14 protein-coding genes and 1 pseudogene are annotated in these 18555 nt (G+C 61.2%); 6 read left to right on the top strand and 9 right to left on the bottom strand.

What is annotated here, in order from left to right; translation table 11 throughout:
* Nucleotides 1-191: 191 nt before the first annotated feature.
* The 6 genes from cysC to PQQ96_RS33855 all read right to left on the bottom strand — a co-directional run bounded on the left by cysC (nt 192) and on the right by PQQ96_RS33855 (nt 9188).
* A complete protein-coding gene (gene cysC / locus PQQ96_RS33880) occupies nt 192-740 on the bottom strand; it encodes an adenylyl-sulfate kinase (RefSeq protein ID WP_408300602.1) in 549 nt (182 codons plus the stop codon).
* Nucleotides 741-1613: an alpha/beta hydrolase family protein gene (locus tag PQQ96_RS33875; RefSeq protein WP_408300619.1), complete on the bottom strand. Its 873-nt coding sequence runs from the start codon at nt 1611-1613 to the stop codon at nt 741-743. It lies immediately after the preceding gene.
* Between the two features lie 13 nt (nt 1614-1626).
* Complete coding sequence (locus PQQ96_RS33870; RefSeq protein WP_408300600.1) at nt 1627-2799, bottom strand: glycosyltransferase family 9 protein; 1173 nt, start codon at nt 2797-2799, stop codon at nt 1627-1629.
* Nucleotides 2796-4904, bottom strand: coding sequence for a tetratricopeptide repeat-containing sulfotransferase family protein (locus PQQ96_RS33865; protein WP_408300598.1), 2109 nt, complete (start codon nt 4902-4904; stop codon nt 2796-2798). The genes PQQ96_RS33870 and PQQ96_RS33865 overlap by 4 nt, the downstream gene beginning before the upstream one ends.
* Before the next feature lie 163 nt (nt 4905-5067).
* The gene (locus PQQ96_RS33860; RefSeq protein WP_408300596.1) at nt 5068-8217 is read right to left on the bottom strand and encodes an autotransporter outer membrane beta-barrel domain-containing protein; all 3150 of its coding nucleotides are present in this window, start codon (nt 8215-8217) and stop codon (nt 5068-5070) included.
* Between the two features lie 440 nt (nt 8218-8657).
* Entirely contained in the window at nt 8658-9188 is a 531-nt protein-coding gene (locus tag PQQ96_RS33855) for a type 1 glutamine amidotransferase family protein (protein WP_408300594.1), read from the bottom strand.
* A gap of 207 nt (nt 9189-9395) precedes the next feature.
* Between PQQ96_RS33855 and PQQ96_RS33850 the strand changes: the two genes are divergently transcribed.
* A complete protein-coding gene (locus tag PQQ96_RS33850) occupies nt 9396-10430 on the top strand; it encodes a helix-turn-helix domain-containing protein (protein ID WP_408300592.1) in 1035 nt (344 codons plus the stop codon).
* Between the two features lie 241 nt (nt 10431-10671).
* Here the strand turns inward: PQQ96_RS33850 and PQQ96_RS33845 are convergent, their stop codons facing one another.
* On the bottom strand, nt 10672-11313 hold the full coding sequence (locus PQQ96_RS33845; protein WP_408300590.1) for a LysE family translocator: 642 nt from the start codon (nt 11311-11313) through the stop codon (nt 10672-10674).
* A 115-nt stretch (nt 11314-11428) separates the two neighbouring features.
* On the opposite strand from PQQ96_RS33845, the gene PQQ96_RS33840 reads away from it, so the two are divergent.
* Nucleotides 11429-11890 (top strand): Lrp/AsnC family transcriptional regulator, encoded by a 462-nt coding sequence (locus PQQ96_RS33840; RefSeq protein WP_408300588.1) that lies wholly within the window; start codon nt 11429-11431, stop codon nt 11888-11890.
* A 173-nt stretch (nt 11891-12063) separates the two neighbouring features.
* Here the strand turns inward: PQQ96_RS33840 and PQQ96_RS33835 are convergent, their stop codons facing one another.
* Nucleotides 12064-12417, bottom strand: coding sequence for a hypothetical protein (locus PQQ96_RS33835; RefSeq protein ID WP_408300586.1), 354 nt, complete (start codon nt 12415-12417; stop codon nt 12064-12066).
* Between the two features lie 451 nt (nt 12418-12868).
* Here PQQ96_RS33835 and PQQ96_RS33830 point away from each other — a divergent pair, with 451 nt between their 5' ends.
* Both PQQ96_RS33830 and PQQ96_RS33825 read left to right on the top strand, forming a co-directional pair.
* Entirely contained in the window at nt 12869-14455 is a 1587-nt protein-coding gene (locus PQQ96_RS33830; RefSeq protein ID WP_408300584.1) for a recombinase family protein, read from the top strand.
* A gap of 322 nt (nt 14456-14777) precedes the next feature.
* Entirely contained in the window at nt 14778-15359 is a 582-nt protein-coding gene (locus tag PQQ96_RS33825) for a plasmid partitioning protein RepB C-terminal domain-containing protein (protein WP_408300582.1), read from the top strand.
* Between the two features lie 418 nt (nt 15360-15777).
* Here the strand turns inward: PQQ96_RS33825 and PQQ96_RS33820 are convergent, their stop codons facing one another.
* Nucleotides 15778-16707, bottom strand: a complete 930-nt coding sequence (locus tag PQQ96_RS33820) for a LysR family transcriptional regulator (protein ID WP_408300580.1) — start codon at nt 16705-16707, stop codon at nt 15778-15780.
* A 99-nt stretch (nt 16708-16806) separates the two neighbouring features.
* Between PQQ96_RS33820 and PQQ96_RS33815 the strand changes: the two genes are divergently transcribed.
* The gene (locus tag PQQ96_RS33815) at nt 16807-18132 is read left to right on the top strand and encodes an amidase (protein ID WP_408300578.1); all 1326 of its coding nucleotides are present in this window, start codon (nt 16807-16809) and stop codon (nt 18130-18132) included.
* Nucleotides 18133-18293: 161 nt separating this feature from the next.
* Nucleotides 18294-18555: pseudogene (locus PQQ96_RS33810) on the top strand (MFS transporter); the annotation flags it as partial.

The following is an 18555-nucleotide window of genomic DNA, read 5'->3' as shown; positions in this document are numbered from 1 at the left end:
CGTTCATCCAAAACACCTGAGCGGCGGCTCCGGGTCGAACTGAGTCAATCGCATCAGGCAGAGTTCGGCCAGTTTGTGCCGTTCAGGCAAGGTAAATGAACGGCTGCTCCCGAGATGGAGTGAGACGCTCACCGATAACAGGTTGACCCGTCGCCCGCCAGTCAACAGCGGGCAGGTCCGCAGACGCGGGGTCAGTCGCAGCGCTTCACGCGAAAGTCATTCAACTCGAGCCACTCGAGCGTTGCCGCGACACACTCGTTCAACGATTGCCTGTTCGTATCAAACGACAATTCCGGAATCAGCGGCACCTCGTAGGGGTCGCTGATTCCGGTGAAGTTTGCGATCTCTCCCGCTCGCGCCCGACGATACAGCGCCTTCGGGTCGCGCGCTTCGCAATCCGCGAGCGAAGTGGCCAGGTACACCTCGAAGAACCGGGCTTTCCCGACTGTCTGGCGCGCCAACCCACGGTCCTCCCGGTACGGCGAAATCAGCGCAGCAATGGCCCATGTCCCGGCGTCATTGAGCTGCCGGCACCGGTTGGCGACGCGCCGGATGTTCTCACTGCGGTCTTCTTTGGAGAAACCCAGATCGCGGCTCAGTTCCTGGCGCACGACATCGCCGTCGAGAATCTGACAGATCACGTCGGAGGCGGCCAGTGAGTCCGCGAGCGCAAGCGCAAGGGTCGTCTTGCCTGCCGCGCTCAGGCCCGTCAGCCATAAAGTACACGGGAAATCTTTCATCTACTGTCCTGGCGGCGTGGGCGAGCATGTCGGCACGATCGCCTGTAGCCCCGGCCAGCGGACGCTCCAGTCGCTATTGTGGGCAAGATCGGGGACCGTCAATGCGCGCGCGCATCGCACGCCGGCCGCATTGACAAAACGCTGTGCGACGGATGGTGGCACCACGGTGTCGTCGGCGCCGCTGAAGTGAATCTGGGGAATCGCTGCAACGCGGCTCGCGAAATCGATCGCGTTTTCCGACTGCGGCATCGACGAAACATCATGCAGGCGATTGACGAACTCATCGTCGAGATTGCCGGCTACCGTTCGGATCGACGCGACGTCGGCGCGGCGTGCCGCGATCAACACGGCCAGCGCCCCACCACCCGAATAACCCACCAGGTTGATGCGCTGCCCCGGCACCCGCGCAGCGAACTGGCTCACTGCCTCGTTCATCGATGCGACGACCTCGGGTGCGAAGCGTTTGCTGGTCCAGTAAGGGACGCCGCAGCGCGGATTCATCGCCATCGGTGCGAACTGACACGGACGCGCCAGATACACGACGTTAGGTGCCGGGTCAGTTGCCGCGAGCGCGAGACCCAACGCCTCGCTCGGCGTCGGGTCCAGCGACGGCTCGTTGCGCGAAATCCACGCAAGGCCGTCGCCTTCGATATAGAGGTCGAGCGGTGCGCCGGTCCGGGAGATCCGCGAGAAGGCGGTCAGCACGAAGCTGTCGGTGTTGATCAGTTCGCGTTTCAGGCCGGCCGGTCCGGCCAGCGAATCGGCGTGGGCATTGCGGTCGAGCGTCGCGCAACCGACCACCACGCTGATCAGCAGCGCACCCACCAACGCAACAATGAACCGCCCTCGCTGCGTCGATACCGGCATCAGCATGCGCATGCCCGCCTCACGTTGCGAAGCGGTCAAGTTCCGCCGCCATGGTGGCCATCACGCTGCCCCAGTCTCCGCGAGACGGCTGACGGAACAGGCGCATGCCCGGATACCACGGCGTATCGGTACGCGCCAGCAGCCAACGCCAGTCCGGGACGAACGGCAGCATCACCCAGACGGGACGTCCTAGCGCGCCAGCGAGATGAACCGGCGACGAATCCACCGAGATCAGCAGGTCGGCGATGCTGAGGATGGCGGCCGTGTCCTCGAAATCGTGGATTTCGTCGCTCAGCGATACGAGCGACATACCCGGCGGCGGATTGGCTGCGGCGGCTGCGGCGGGCCCCTTCTGGATCGACAGGAACGTGACGCCAGACCCTGCCAGCGGCGCGAGTTGTGCGAGCGTCAGCGAACGGTTGGCATCGTTGAAGTGGGTGGGGCGCCCCGCCCACACCAGCGCGAGCAGTGGACGTGGCAACCCCGCGAGGCGCTGCCGCCATTTCTCCAGCCGCGGCGGATCGGCACTCAGATACGGTATCCGTCCGGGCAGGTCGGCCAGCGTCAGGCCCATCGCCATCGGCAGACTCATCATTTCGCAATGCACATCGAATGCGGGTGGCAGGCTGCCGCGTACCACGATGTCGTCGAAATCCCCGCTGCCCTTGTTACGTCGGGCGAGCGACAGCGTTTCCGCGTTGACCTCGAGAATGACCCGCGCGCCGCTGCGCTCTTTTGCCCATCGCACCATGCGCATGAACTGGAAGGTGTCGCCAAAGCCCTGCTCGTCGTGAATCAGCAGGGTCTTGCCCGGGATCGGCTGACCAGTCCAGCGGGGGCGCTGCACCTTACGCTCGATGACCGTTGTATGTGCGAGGCTGTACCGGTAGTGATATTCCCGCCAGCCGCGCTCGAACTCGCCCATCAGGAGCAGCGTTTCTGAGAGATCGAACCGCGTCGCAAAATCGCCCGGTGCGTGCGCCACCAGCATCTCCTGGATGGCCCGTGTTTGCGCGATGCGTCCCTGCGGACGAATCGCCGCCGCCAGCAGCTTCCACAGCGCGAGCGGCCCGCTACCTGAGGCGAGATACGGATGCAGCATCGCTTCGGCTTCCTCGAAGCGGCCGGCTGAAAGAAGCGGGCTAACCTGACGCCCGATGAACGGAACGTCGGGCACGAGGCCGGGTGTCATGGCGCGTCGATCCCGAGTGCTTCAAGCAGCGGGGCGAGATAGCCGGCGTAAGCCTGCCATCGGCCTTTCGAGGTTTTATAGATCGGCTGGCGCACCTGGTTGACGCTCGCCGTGCGCACCACCCGGCGGTTGTCGTGAAAGCTCAGGCAGGCGTCGTCCCACGGCAGCCCCAGAAAATCCACGAGACGCCGTGCCTCGCCCTCCAGGTTGTCCACCACGGCCTCGTAATCGACTTCGATGAAGCGCTCTGACGGCAATGCCTCGCGCCAGTGCGCCATCAGGCGTTCGTAGTGGCGGTAGAACACGCCGAGTTCGCTCTGGTTGTAGGTGAACTGCTGCTCGCCGCCGAACAGCTTGGTATAGCAGGAGAGGCAGGTATCCACCGGGTTGCGCCGGACGTGGATGACGCGCGCGCCCGGCAGGATCAGCGGGATCAGTCCGGCGTACAGGAAATTGCCCGGCATCTTGTCGACAAGGCGTGCCCGCCCTTCGGCAAGTGGCGCGACGCGGGACAGATACGCTAGGCCGAGTTGGTCAAGGAACTGCGCGGCATCCTGACCTGCCAGTGTCTTCAGTTTCTCCGGAAAGAGGCCGCTGCCGTCGACCACAAGGCGCAGGGCGGACAGCTCTCCGGCTCCCGTGACCCGTGGGTGCGACGACACGATCTGTTCGATGAGCGTGGTGCCTGAACGCGGCATGCCGACGATGAACACCGGCAGCTCCGAGGGCTCGCCTGCGCCCCGAAACGTGTCATACAGTTCTGGCGTGAAGGCTGCCGCGATACGTTCCATCCACTGGCCGTTCGCGGCGCCGTCGTAGGTGAAGGTCGCGCGTTTCTGGCGGTTGCCCGCGTCGAGGTGGTGGAAAGCCCGCGCGGGGTCCTGGATGTCGAGGTAGGCCTTGCCAAGCGCGAAATGGGCTGAGATCCGGTCAGTCAACGAGCGGCGTTCGCCTTCGGCGAGGCACGCTTCGAGCGCCGCGATGTCGGGGTCGCCGGCCCTGAAGGTACGCGCGTCGGCCCGGCCTGCCAGCGCCTGTACCGAGCCCGGAAAGGCTTCCAGCGCCCGCTCGAAGGCGGCTAGCCCCTGGTCCTTGCGACCCGCCTCCATCAGCAGGGTGGCGCGCCCAACCAGTGCTTCCTCGGCCACCGCGCCGGGCAGTTGGGCAGCCTGTTCGAACTGCGCGAGGGCCTCGTCGGTCTGCCCGAGCGCCTGGAGCACCAGCGCGAACGTGTTGTGCGCATCGGCGCTGTTCGGCGCACTCGCCACGGCCTCGCGGGCGAAGGCGAGTGCCTCGTCGAGACGTTCAATCTGTTTGAGCGCCTTTGCGCGCGCCACCAGCGCGGCCGGATGCTGGGGGGCGAAGGCTGCGAGCATATCGAGCGCGCGCAAAGCAGCTTCATGGCGATGGCGGGAGACTTCCACTTCCGCCAGGTTCAGGTAGGCGTCGACGAGGCGCGGGCTGAGTTCGATGGCCTGCTGCGCAGCGGCCGCCGCTTCGTCATAGCGGCCCTGAGTGGAAAGCAGGAATGCCAGATTGCTGTGCGCTTCGGCATAGGCGGGACTCAGGGCCAGCGCCTGACGGTAATGCTGTTCGGCACGGTCCATGCGGCCCAGACGCCTCGACGTGTTGGCAAGGTTGTTGTGCGCTTCGGCCCAGCCGGGCTGCAGTGCGATCACACGTTCGAGACACACGAGGCTTTCCGCGAACTTGCCTGCCTCCTGCAACAGGATGCCCAGGTTGTTCCAGCCGGACACCAGCGCCGGGTCCATCGCCACGGCCCGCCGGCCGGCTTCTTCGCCTTCGGCAAGCAGCCCTTTCTGGCGATACATCTCGGCGAGGTTGCTGGAATAGACAGCCGGCGCGTGCGGGGACATGCAGGCCTGCCGCAGATGGGTAAGCGCGAGGTCCAGATTGCCGTACGCATGAGCCATGAGGCCGAGCAGGTGTAGCGCATCGGCCTGGCCGGGCCACGCGGCCAGCACGCGCTGGCATAACTGTTCAGCCTGTTCGGCCTGGCCGGCGTTCCAGTGGGCATGGGCGCGACTCAGCGCTTCGGGAATGCTTAGGGTTTCCTGGCTGGGTGTGCTGGGCGGGGTCGACATGGGGGAGGGCAGCAAACAGCTGAAAGGACAGGAGTCGGGATGCTACTACGCGCAGGGAACAGGTTCTTCATATATCGCCGGGCCGGCTGCACGCTTTGTCCTGGGGGACAGAAGCGAACAGACAGCCCGGTGGTTCCGCTACAGCAAGGTCAGCTTCAGCGGATCAGAACTTCTGCTGCAGGCGCACGATGCCCGTCTGCGAGAGGAAGCCCGGTGCCGCCTGCAGTTCGTAACGCACCGACAGGCTCAGGTTGTTCGCGCGCAGCAGCGTCACGCCCACCGAGATGTCGGCGAGGTCCGCCACGGGCGTCGCACCGACCGTGGTGAATGCGGTCTGACCCGTCGGGTCGGCCGCGAAGCCCGCGCCCGTTGCCTGCCTCGTGTGGTCGTACTCGTGAATCCACTGCGCCTGCACGTCCGGCACGATCTCGCCGTAGCTCGTCGAGAAGCCTTTCTCCAGCTTCGCACCGAGACTGCTCTTCACCGAGCTGACATGGCTTGAATCGACCGACAGCGCCGAGCCGTTGCCGCCGCTCTCCGTATAGCTACCCTGGTTCTGATAGCTGTAAGTGAGGCTCGCCAGTGGCGTGAGCGTGGCGCTACCGAGCGCCAGCGGATAGCCGGCTTCGGCCCGCGCTACATACAACTGGCCACTGAAGTGGCCGCTGGCCGCGCCCGCATAACCCTGCATGCCGACCAGGCGGGTCGTGTCGTACTGCTGCTGCGACACGGCGCCCGAGAGGTTCACGTACCACGGGCTGCCCGTGTAGCTCGCATAGCCGATCAGGCCATAGCCGTTCACGCGGGTGGAGTCACCGGCGGTGTCGCCGGTGTTGTTGATCGCCGTATTGCTGTAGCTGAATACGCCGCCGGCACGCCAGCGGTCATTGATCGCCCGGTCCACGCCGAGCAGCAGGCCGGCGTAGTTGGCGCTGTAGCCGTCCACCTGGTCGCGCTCGTCCTGGCTTGCATGGCCGCCGAATGCCTGGCCCCATACGCCCCACTGCGCCGGACCTTCGCCGGTCGACACACCCGATTCACCCGGTGCGCCCGATGCCTGTGCGAGGCGCAGTGTGTTGACGTGCGCGCCTACCACGTTCAGCGCGTCGAAGGTCGGCGCCGCCGATGCCCAGCCCGTCTGGGTCGCGCCCAGTTGCTTGCCGATACGGTTGGCGGTGGCGCCTGAGCCCTGGCTGAGCGAGCCCAGCGCGGCGTTGTACAGGTTCAGCAGCGCGGGACTGCTGATGCCGGTGTAACCCAGCAGGCCTGTGAGCGACGCGATGGCGTTCGGCGCGGTCGCGATCGTGGGACTCGGAGCGGGTGTTGGCGTCGGAGTCGGAGTCGGAGTCGGCGTAGGCGTAGGCGTCGGTGCTGCACTGAGCGTCACAACCAGATCATTATGTCCGCCAGTAATCGTGCTGGAGCCCGTCGCGGTCAGCGTGCCGGCCGAATAGGCCAGGCCCGAGCCGTAGGTTGCCGTTCCCGCCGTATCGACCACCACGTAGCGCTGGCCCGCGGCCAGCGCATAACCCGCGGGCACGATGCTCACGGAGCCGCCCGTCATCGTCGAGTCGCCCGTGACCACCAGTTGGCCCGACTGCGTCGAGCTCACCACGCCGACCTGCAGCGTGCCGCCCGTCTGGTGGTAATTGCCGGTGATCGTGACCGGCTGGTTGACCTGCAGTACTGCGCCGGCATTGTTCACCGTGTTGCTGCCGACACTGATGTTGTCGTTCAGCAGCAGGTTGCCGGAAACGAATGCGACGTTCGAATTGGGGCTGGTGATCGCGCCGATGGTGCCGCCGGAGCCGGTCAGCGTGCCGAAGATCGTACCGGTGCCGCCGCTGATGCTCAGGGCGTTGCTGGAGAGGTTCGCGATGTTGCCGGCGATTACGCCCGAATTGATGATTGGGCTGAGCGAGCCCAGCGTATCGTTGTAGATCGCATACTGGGCGCCGGTAATCGTGCCGCTGTTGGCCAGCGTGCCGATCGTGCCGTCGTTGTAGATGCCTGTGACACCACCGCTGATCACGCCGCTGTTGGTCAGGGCGCCGATCGTACCTGCAAACTGGTTGCCGGTGCTGCCAGTAGCGATGCGATTCGCGATACCAATCGTGCCGCCGCTGATGGTTCCACCAGCCTTATTATCCAGCGTGGTGATCACGCCACCATTGTTATCGATGCCGTATTGAAGGCCTGCGATGAAGCCGCTGTTGGTCAGCGTGCCGATCGTTCCTATGCGGGCGGTACCGGAAGAGCTACCGCCGATGTTCTGGATGCCCGCGCCGCCAACAGTATCACTGATGCTGCCGTTATTGGTCAGCGCGCTGATCGTGCCGGTGTTGCCGATGCCGGCGGCGCCGCTACCGCTGCCGTTGACGTTGCTGATCGTGCCGCTATTGGTCAGCGTGTCGATCGTGCCGTTATTGTAGATGCCTGTGGCGCCGCCGCGGACGGTGCCGCCGGCATTATCCAGCGCGCCGATCGTGCCGTAGTTGTTGATGCCAATGCCGGCGAAACCACCACTGATGGTGCCGCCGGCATTATCCAGCGTGGTGATCACGCCACCATTGTTCACGATGCCGATTTGACTGCCAGTGATGGTGCCGCTGTTGGTGAGCGTGCTGATCGTACCGTTCGTGCCGTTGTTGTTGGAGATACCGGCGAAACCACCGCTGATGGTGCCGCCGGCATTATCCAGCGTGGTGATCACGCCACCATTGTTAACGATGCCGAATTGACTGCCAATGATGAGGCCGCTGTTGGTCAGCGCGCTGATCGCGCCGGAATTCGAGATGCCGGAGCCGCTGATGGTGCCCTGGCCGCTGATCGTGCCGCTGTTAGTCAGCGTGTTGATCGTGCCGGTGTTATAGATGCCAATGGCGGAGCCGCGCACGGTGCCGCCGTTGATGAGCGTGCCGATCAAGCCATTTACGTTCTCGATGCCGGCGTAGCTGCCGTTGATGATGCCGCTGTTGGTCAGCGTGCCGATCGTGCCGGTGGTGTAGATGCCGGGACTGCCGCCGTTGATGGTGCCGTTGTTGGTCAGCGCGTCGATCGCGCCGTAATTGAGGAGCCCATTCACGGTGGTCAAAGCGTTAACGGTAAGGCCACCGGAAATGGCTCCTCCTGACGCAACGGAAAGGTTCGTGCCGGACACCCATGTGACGGGGCCGGTGATCGAACCGGTGACCGTGCCGCTGACAGTGCCGCCGCCCGCCGCCATTGCCGCGTGCGCCATGACAGCCAGGGCGGCTGTCAGGGCGAGAGTCAGGACTTTCTGTTTGGGATGATGATGGACGTGCTGCTTCATGCTGGAAATTCCCCGTATGTGGCTGGTCGTTTTATGTATGTGGCTGGTCGTTTTATGTTCGCGGTTCATCCGCGATGGTTGCGCGCGAGCCTGCCTTATTTCTTACGGCCATTTGACCGTACGTCTCAATTTGTGGAAAAAACACATTTTTTGGGATAGTTTTTGTGCTAACGGAATATCTGTTTACAGTCCGTAAACTGCCGCCCCGGACGACGCTGCTCGTACAACGGCTCCCTGAACAGCGTGACAAGGACTTGCCTGCCAGCGGAGAGACACGAGCGGCAGATCGAGGCTTCATTGACGATCGACTCCTGTCGGTCTGGCAACGGACCCTCGTCAATTTCGCCTGAGAGACGGTTGTGGGTCGATCAGCGACATTCGAACCGCGCGTCTCGTAGGCGCCTGGCAAACCTCAATTTTCCTTTCCAGATTTTTCGTCTTTAGACATTAGATGTGGATCCGCTCCAGTTCGGGCCCAAGATCCTCTTCGACGATGCGCAGTGCCGTGCATACGGCTGTAGGCGCTTCGCCAAGCGGCGTTGCCGGTAAAGTTCGTGCGCTTCGTTGCTGCCATATAGAAGCGCGTAATAGCGGCTGGGAAGCCCTGCCGCTTTCAGAAGCAGTCGTCCTTCTGCAATGGGATGAACAATCTCGCTGAAGGGATGCCTACGGCGCAGCCAGTTGCCAAGGCGTTCGTCGCGGCACGCCTGCTGCACGCCCGCGCCACCTGCGATGAACAGCAGGTGCCTGTCATTCGTACCTCGGTGCGACTCGACGCTGTCCGTCCAGACAAACACCGACGACGGGCTTGCGATGCGGCCACCCCCAGCCGAAAGCAGCGAGACGTCATAGTGCGCGCGGCCCGATCGCCGCGATGCGATGAGTGCGTTTGCCTTCTGGAAGATCTCCATAAGCGCTGCAATCTTTGGCAGCGTAAAGCCATTGAACAACGCTATGTCGACACGAGTCATCTCGCCCGTTTGCGTCGCCACGGAAGATTGCCGCGAGCAGCGCGGCAGAGAAGGTACCAGCTCCAATTGCTTTTCCTCGGAATTTTTTGACCTGTAAGGCTCTTTTTGAAGACTCTGTCTTTTTCTTATAATCGGTGATGCAAAAGCAAATTACTTGATTGCTTGCCCCTCAGCTATCCGAAATTAGTCACGCATGGAAATTTACGCATGGATCTGCCAAACCGATCAGTGAATGTGGCTGCCCAAGGCGCGTCGGACGAGCACGCGGCGGATGTCGATGGTGGGCTCTCATGGCTGGACCTTGCGACGACCGATGTAGAGGACGCCGCAGGCGTTCAGCGTCGATGGATGCCAACCGAGTACGACCAGGTTGATGGAGGCGCGTTTGCCGGCCGGTTTCAGCAACTGGGTTTTCAAGACACACTCGTGGCTGCTGAACGACAGAATCGCACCGTGCTGAAGCGGCTACATTTCCCGCCCGATTATTGCTCGGTGTGCTTCGTCCGTTCGGTCTCAGGTCAGGCACGCTGCGACCTCGATGCGATTTCGCAAGGGACTGTCGCCTACCTACCGGCGAACAACGAGTACGAAGTGCTTTTGCCGCCAAGCGAGATAGCCTATTTTCGGATCCGCCAGGATCGCTTTTTACAAGCAGCAGACACCTTGGGTTACGACTTGGCGGGAGACGGGGGCCAAGCGCTGATGTTCGATAGCATTGATTCCAGTGATCTGAACGACATGCTCGAGACCTTGATGTCGCTTCGACATTCGCCTGATTCAAGCCAGCTTGAGGCATTGAATCACGAATACCTGGAAAAGGTCGTGGTAGAGCGAACGCTCCGCATCCTTTCCAACTCGACCGCAAGGTCCTCTCAGATGCCGTCGGGTAGTGCGTATCGAATCACCCAAGCCGCGCAAGCATTGCTTGAAAGCAGCCCCGACGAGCCGTTGACGGTAATGACTTTGTGTCAGGGGCTGGGAGTCAGCCGTGCCTCGCTTCAGCGCTCCTTCTTGCAGATTCATGGTGTCGCGCCGCTTGCCTACTTGAGGATGCGCCGGCTCAATTGCGCGCGGCGCGCCCTGAAAGCGGCGCGCGGTACAAACGCCACGGTGACGGCCATCGCTATGCACTGGGGATTCTTTCATTTTGCTAGATTCGCGCAAGATTACTTGTGCCAATTTGGCGAACTTCCCTCCACGACACTCGGCAGGTCGGGCAGGGCGAAGTCCGCGCCTGGCTGATCGCCAAAGGTTGCTCCTGCCGATCACATATTGGCCAACGAAATGCATGAGTGACCGCTGCACCTTGAAATCTGCCCTTGAAATGGCACCTGGTGCAGCGTCCGGAATGGGTCGGCTGCTGTCGATCGCGCCGGACGGCCGTCGGCCATCTGCTGCCGGTGACTTGTGTACCCGTCAGACGTTCGAGCGGCCCATAGATTCCAAATAGCGGTCGTTGGCGTGCCAAACGAGCGGTCAAACCCTAAATAAAATAACTGAGTCCGGCGACCACTTGAATACCCCCAAACACTGCGATCACGAGGGCCGATAGACGCGCGATACCGTGCATGAATGAGTCCGGCATCTTTCTGCGCAGTGCCGCCGTCGCGCTACTCAGACACAGCCACCAGGCTGCGGAGCCGACAAAGACCCCGGTAACCATAGGCGACACCGTAAGCCACGCTGTGCTTTCTGGCGCCCCTTGCGTGGTAGGCAGTGGTCCAAGTGCAGCAAAAACCCCAATGAACGAGAGGATGGTCATCGGGTTGGATAGCGTTAGACCAAACGTCGTCAGGAAATCGCGTGCAACCGTTGTACGCTGTGCCTCTGATAAAACCGACGGCGCAGCCGACGCTCCACGTACGCCGGTCCAGCCCAGCCACACGAGAAACGCCCCACCGCCGATTTTCAGGACGATGGTGAGCACCGGCAGGGTCATCGCAATTCCTGCGATACCGAGCGCGCCGAGTAGCCCATAAACCGTATCCGCGCATGCCGCGCCGATGCCTGTCGCGAAACCGGAGCGGAAACCACGGCTTAGGGTTCGCTGGATGCATAGCATGCCGATGGGACCAACCGGCGCTGCGATGGAGAACCCCATCGCCACAGACTTGATGAACAGCATTTTCCTGCTCCTACGATACGCGTTGGTACGGAGATGCATCGTAGGCAATACTTGAGCGCCGCTGAAGGGGATTTTTAAGGGAGAATGGCGGTTTTACATTAAAAAGATTGCCATCATGGACGAATTGGACTGGAAGGTGCTTTCGCTTCTGCAGCAGAACGGCCGCATGACCTATACGGAACTTGCTCGTCAGGTCCATTTGTCGGTGCCGGCGGTGACGGAACGCGTAAAACGTCTCGAAGAGGCGGGGGTTATCGAGGGCTACGTGGCGCGCGTCAATCCAGCAGCGGTGGGCTATCCGGTGAGCGCACTGGTCGGCATCACCGTCTCGCAACCTGCGAAAGCGAAGTTTCTCAAGCTGCTCGACACGATTTCCGAGGTGCTCGAGTGCCAACACGTGACCGGAGCGGACTCGTACGTGATGCGATTGGTTGCGGTGAATATGACCGATCTGGAACGGTTGATCGAAAGGATCAACCTGTATGGAGAAACCCGCACCTCGATGGTAATGTCGACGCCGCTGGCTACTCGTGCTTTGGAACGGCCGCCCGTTAAGTTGCAGAAATCGAAGTACTAGAGCTAAACGAACGACTGCTATGCCCTGGAAAGAGCCTACCCCGCGGTACGAACACGAGCGTCAGCAGTGGGTCGACTTCGGCCCCGATGCAACGTCCGCCATTCTCATTCGACGAGCGCGACACCCTCGTCAACATCGATAGCTCCACGGTCGAAGGCAGTGTAACTACCAGGTCATGCCTCCCCGCTCAGCTCGGCCACGCAAGCTGAGTAGATTCCACGCACAACAGGCGATCGATAGTCCAGTCTCCAGCCGTCGGTGAACAGTCTTGCCAGGTATTCCGGTTCGCCGAAACCCGGCAGACCTGTCAAGTCGAGCGCGATCTTTTCTGAGAGACTGCCAAGCTGCACCCGCTCTGACCAGTTGGCCTTCGCGCCGTTTCCGGCCAGCCAGATGCGTGTCGACTCGACGAGGTGATCTGTGCGTAGCCAATCACCGCAGCGCGCCATGGCGACAAGCTGCGCTGTTGCAAGATAGCAGAGCATTTCGGCGCGTGCTTCCTCGTCCAATCCGGTAGATTCGATCATCAGTTGTACCGTATCCGGTCAGAATTGTGTTGTGCTGCCTTAGCTGAAACGTGAGGACCTGGCGAAACGTCCCGAACCTCGTATAGTTGCTCGTAAGCGCCGTTTGTCTGGGTGACGTCCAGCATGTCGGCACAGACGATGATCGCACGTTGACAGCCGTCCTCAATAATCGCCGCTCAAGGCGAACTTCAGTGCGTTTGTTCGCCTGGGTTTCGTTCACTGGAACCTCCGTGCAGGATTGGAGCTGCGACCGGGCTTTAAGCGTTCGTAGCCCTGCGAATTGCCGTCCTCAAGTAATTCTACGCATGGCGTCGCCGCAAATGTTTCTGATGCCGGACTGGAGCGGGCGCCGGGCAATAATGTCGGTTTCCTCTCGCGGCAAGCGTCATCGCCGATCTTGACTTCGTAGCGAAAAACACTAGCACTGAAGCTTACCGTCGGTCGAGCTTCCATGTCCCGCGCCCGGACACCTTCTATTCACCCGGCTGCGCCGCCCCGGGCCGCGCAGTACATTCGCATGTCCACCGATCACCAGGAATACTCTCCGCTCTTCCAGCGCGAAGCGATTGCCCGGTATGCAGCCACACACAACATACGGATCGTGCGGGACTACGAAGACGCGGGCATCAGCGGTCTCACATTACGTGACCGGCCGGCGCTGATCCAACTGCTGCTCGATGTGGAAAATCCCGCTCGCAGGTTTTCCAGCGTTCTGGTGTACGACGTCAGCCGCTGGGGGCGTTTCCAGGATGTCGATGAGAGCGCCTTCTATGAGTACACATGCCGCCGCGCTGGCGTGAACATTATTTACGTCGCTGAGCCCTTTGAGAACGACGGCAGTCCACTCTCGTCGGTGTTGAAAGCGATGAAGCGGGCGATGGCTGGTGAATTCAGCCGGGAGATGTCGCGCAAGATATTTCTCGGTCACTGTCTGAACGTCCAGCGCGGATTTCACACTGCGGGGCCTGTGGGTTACGGTCTGCGTCGCGTGCTCGTCAACGCTCGCAGGGAGATCCGACAACCACTTGGCCGCCATGAATACAAGAACGTGCAGACCGATCGTGTCATCGTTGTCCCGGATTCATCGGGCGAAGCGGCCATCGTCCGTAAGATGTTCGAGTGGTATGCGACGCAACCGGTCACGGCGGCCGGGATTGCGCGACGTCTGAACGACTTTGGGATCGTCAACGGAGGCGGGCACCCCTGGGAGGGGCAGCACGTCATGCAGATCCTGCGCAATGAGAAATACATCGGCACCAATGTGTATAGTCGCACGACGTCCAAACTCGATAGTCCCTGGCGACAGGTCCCCTATGACGAGTGGATAAGGGTACCGGGCGCGTTCGCCGCTGTGGTTGATAGGCGGCTCTTTACAGCCGTTCAGGCCAGGCTCGCACGTAGCCGGCGCGGACCGACGCGTGAAGAGATCATTGATGGCATGCGCAAGGTCATAAGCCGGACAGGCAAAATCAACCAGAAGTTGCTGAGGCACTACCGAAGCGCGCCGTCGGCGGAGCAAGTGGCGCACGAGTTTGGCAGTCTCAACGAAGCGTACAAAGTCATCGGCTATGCGCCGAACCTCGATCCCGAGCGCTCCGAAAACCGATGTGTCGAACGCCGTATGGAGCGGCACGTCGCGGACAGCGTTTCTGCAATGCTGCGCGAACTCGGACACGACGTCCGGTATGAAAAGCACACCACCACGCTGTGCGTCGATGGCGCACTACGGATGCAACTGGTCGTGCGCCGTCCGTGGATGATCCAGGGGCATCTGCCTTACTGGACCGCGCGTTGGCCGGACTGTTTCGCGATCGACTTTCTGGTTTATGTTCGTATCGAACGTGCGGGCACAGAACTGCTTGATTTCCATATCCTGCCGCGCGGCAGTCTGCGTGCAGGCGAATACACCGTGGTGTTCCGTCATGGCCAGTCCCATTTTGAAGCGTACCGACGTCTCGATCTGAAAGCACTGCTTGTGCTAGCGGACACTGTTTCGCTCGACGTGCTGCCGGCGGTCTCCAGTTCGGCCGCGAGGTAGAAGCGATGGCACAGGCGATTCCAGTCAGTTCAGATCTGGCTGTCCCGGCGGACGACCAGGCTCAGGCCCCGTTGCGCGACGGCCAGTGTCCCGCGAACCGGAAATCAACGCCCGAAGCCAGGGCGCGAAAGGTTTTCATGCTTGAACGCGCACGGCAGCAAACTCTTCTTAGGCTGATGGAATCCGTTCGAGCGGAGATGGCTATTCTGGAAAGCGTGCTGCGGGAGCTACTGTCCGATCCCGCGTTTGTGGCGCTGCTAAGACGCCAGGGTTTCGCTACGATGCCACGACTGCTTCGAGATCGCCTGAGCGGAAGGAACTCATGACCACCGCCCGTCCTGCCAGATTCGTCGCGCGGGCCGAGACCTCCACAGAGCGGGCGGGTCCGGCGGGCATCTGTCCGGAGGCACTCGCACTGCTGGCTGGATACCGACTGCCGGACCGCACTGTGGCTGCGCTCAGGCGAATGGTCACAGTGCGTCAGCTGGCCGCAGCACTGGTGATGGCTGGGGAGGACAACTGTTCGGGCGATCTGGCGCGCGCGTTACTCGCGGCCACGCCTGCATCACAACGCGCGGACGATCCACGCGGCCGGCAGTCTGACCGCCATCGCGCAAGGCTGCTTTCCGGGATGGAAAAGGGTCTTACGCACATGCAGGAGATGGTGCAGTCGCTGACGCCGAGCTATCACGACGACCTTTGCTGTCTCGCCTTGGCCGCGAGCTTCGTCAGGGGCTGGATGCGTGATGACGTCGTCACAGCGTGGCTACAGTCACACACTCCGGGCGCCGCCGCGACACTTGGGCATCTTGTATCAGCTTCGGAGACAGCTACTGCACCGAAGCGGCGGATGAAATTGGCGTATGCATCTGCCACGCAGGCAGCGTATCGCAAGCGGCGCTGAACGGAATCCGACGTGCAGGCTTTGGACAAATTGCTCGCTGCCGTGTGAACTACAGGCAGAGGTCCTGACAAAGTGGGGGGCTTCACATATCTGAAGGCGGTTCGTTTTCACTTCAGCTGAAAGGGCCCACTCAAGTTAATCGGGCGAAGATCTTCGAACTATCGCAGTCGGCCAGATATGCCGATCGAATGAGACAGGGACCGGGCCATCAAGGGGCGTTCGACAAAGGGGGGCGAGCGGCCGAAGACCAACTTAAAGCGGTCGTTCTCATCGCGGTAACCTTAGCTATGGGTGTGTAGAGAGTGGACTCGAAGTAGCGGGATGTCGACCTGAGCCCGTCGACGGAGGCACGCGCAAGGCCCAGCTCTGCCGTCCACGATGCTGGAGATTCGTTGAGGTCGTCATAACGCCTGATTATTCAACCCGTGTGATCGGTTTGTGGTGTCGGATTTGCAATGGAAAGGATGAATGGTCGTGCTGCGGGATTAGGCTGCGCTTCGCATTCAGTCACCACGATCTTTGCGGTCAATTCTTCGCGCTTGGGCAACTTGCGATAGACCAGATTGCCGCCGCGCGCGCTGATGACCGACTCCGGCACGACGCCAAGGCCGACGCCTGCTTCGACTAGCGTTAGTAACGTCGGCAATACGCTATCCTGGAGAAATGAAGGGACTACGCGGGCAATCGAGAAGGCCGAATGAATGAGATTCCGGAAGTAGGGCGAGGCATCGGCTCGATATCCGACGAGTGGATAGCTACCAAGCTCTGCCAGATCGACACTGGATTTTGTCGTCAACGGGTGATCAGATCGCATCGCCACATACATCGGCTCACGATAGATCACTTCGACACGCATGTCTGCGTCCACTGCGGTGGGCCGCATAAGCGCGACGTCGATCGTTCTCAGTCTCAGCGCACTCTGCATCTCGATGGAGTTCAGTTCATGCAGGTCCAGTTCAATTCCTGGGTTCGCCAGCCGGTACTGATGTAGTGCCTCCGCCAGCGGAGAGCACGCTGCCGTAGGTGTCAGCCCGACCGATAGCCTACCCGTTTCTCCGCGTGCAGCTTGCCTGACACGGCGCACCATGCGCTCCATGTCCCTCAGAAGCTCCCGCGCGTGCTCGAGCATCACGACGCCTGCTGGTGTCAGTTGGACCGAACGCGTGGTGCGGGCGAACAACTCCGCATCGACCGTTTCTTCGAGCCGTCTGATCTGGTGGCTCAGCGCCGGCTGGCTCATGAAAAGGCGCTCTGCCGCCCGCGCGAAATGCAATTCCTCGGCCACTACGCAGAACGTCGCGACCAGTTTCGCGTCGACGCTGGCCGCGATTAATTCAGATTTCGACATAAATGCCTATTCATTATGAATTGGACTATGAATAATCCGTTATATACGCTTCGGGACAGCATCACAAGAGGTGGTGCGAGATAACCCAGGAACGGAAAGATGGAAGGTGAAATCCGACAACTAGGCGTGCGTGAGATCGCCGGACAGGTTCGACGAAAAGAGAGACCGAAAGACTACTTTGTTCGCCGATCGTTGGCGTCAATCGAAGCGCTGGATTCGCAAATACGTGCGTGGGCTTGCATCGCACCACGTGCGAACATAATTGAAGCAACAAGTGCAGTAGATACAGCAGCACCTCTTGCCGGCGTGCCCATCGGCGTCAAGGACGTGCTACATGTTGCCGGCATGCCAACCGCGTATGGCGCGCAGCTTTTCGCGCGTCGCGCCGAGGAGTTTGATGCTGCATGCGTGGGCATGTTGCGTGCCGCAGGAGCAGTGCCGATCGGTAAGACCGTTACGGCCGAATTTGCCTATAAACACCCGGGACCAACGCGTAATCCCCACGACCTCCGGCGCACGCCGGGTGGCTCTTCTAGCGGCTCCGCTGCAGCGGTTGCTGCCGGCATGGTACCCGTGACTATCGGCACGCAGACAGGCGGTTCCATCATCCGGCCCGCGGCGTTCTGCGGCGTGGCGGGTTTCAAACCTTCATTCGGTGCTGTACCGCGAGACGGCATGAAGGTGTCGTGCGAATCGCTGGATGTGATCGGATGGTACGGAACGTCGGTCAGCGATATTGGTGCTATTGCTGACGTGCTGCTGTCCGACGAGCGCGTGTTGCAATCGCCGGCGAGACGTCCACGAGTCGCGGTGATATGCGGCACCTCGCTGCATGCTCTGGATTCAGACGCGAGAGAGATACTCGTGATGGCCGAACGTGCGCTGATAGATTACGGCGCAACCTGTACGCAGATTGCCTTTCCACAGGAATTCGCGCTGCTGGTGGAAGCACATCGAACCATCATGCAGTACGAGTTCGCGCGCAGCCTGGCGTCAGTCGCGAGGGTAGTACGCAGCGGGCTCAGCGAGGTATTGCTGGCGTGTGTTCGGCAGGGCCTTGCGATCTCACGCAGCCAATATCGTGGGATGAAGGACGTTCAGTCCTCGCTAAGAGATACGTGGAACATGCACTTCGGCGACGCCGATCTGATTCTCACTCCTAGCGTGCCGGGTGAAGCGCCGCTGGGACTTGCGGCTACGGGTTCCTCTGCATTCAACGTGGTCTGGTCGGTACTCGGCTGGCCATGTCTGCATATTCCCTTTGGGCGGTCCCGTCATGGTTTGCCACTCGGTATCCAGTTGGTAGGCAAGTGGAACGGAGATGCTGAACTACTTGGCTGGGGCAGGTGGGTCGAAAGCCTCCGTCGAGATCAAGGCGTAACGATAAGCAGCGAATCGCGCATGGCTTCATGCGTAATCCGATGAATTTTTAAAGCAGAAGTCGGCTTGACGCGTCGCCGTCTTCGCGAGACTGCAATTACAAAACCAAATCCGGGTGACGATCACCCCATAAGCGGCGCACTGTCAAAGTGCCAGGAGGAGCATTGATGTATGCAATATCGTCTCAGGCAGTGACGGAGGCTCAGGTGAAGCCTGCTCACACGTCCGAATCTGCTTCGGGGATCAATCAACGTCTCGATCAGCTTCCCGCCACGCGGCCCGTGTGGATGCTGGTGCTGCTGGTATCGATCGGAGGTTGGTTCGAGTTTTACGACCTTTTCATGACTGCATACGTCGGACCGGGTCTGGTCAAGAGCGGAATGTATTCGGTGACTACAGCGTCGTTCTTCGGTTTCAGCGGGCTGGGCGCGTTCGTGGCGGCATCATTTGCAGGTTTGTTCATCGGGA

Source organism: Paraburkholderia sediminicola (genome assembly GCF_046027825.1).
GTDB classification, from domain to species: domain Bacteria; phylum Pseudomonadota; class Gammaproteobacteria; order Burkholderiales; family Burkholderiaceae; genus Paraburkholderia; species Paraburkholderia sediminicola_D.
This window is presented reverse-complemented; position numbering and strand designations above follow the sequence as displayed.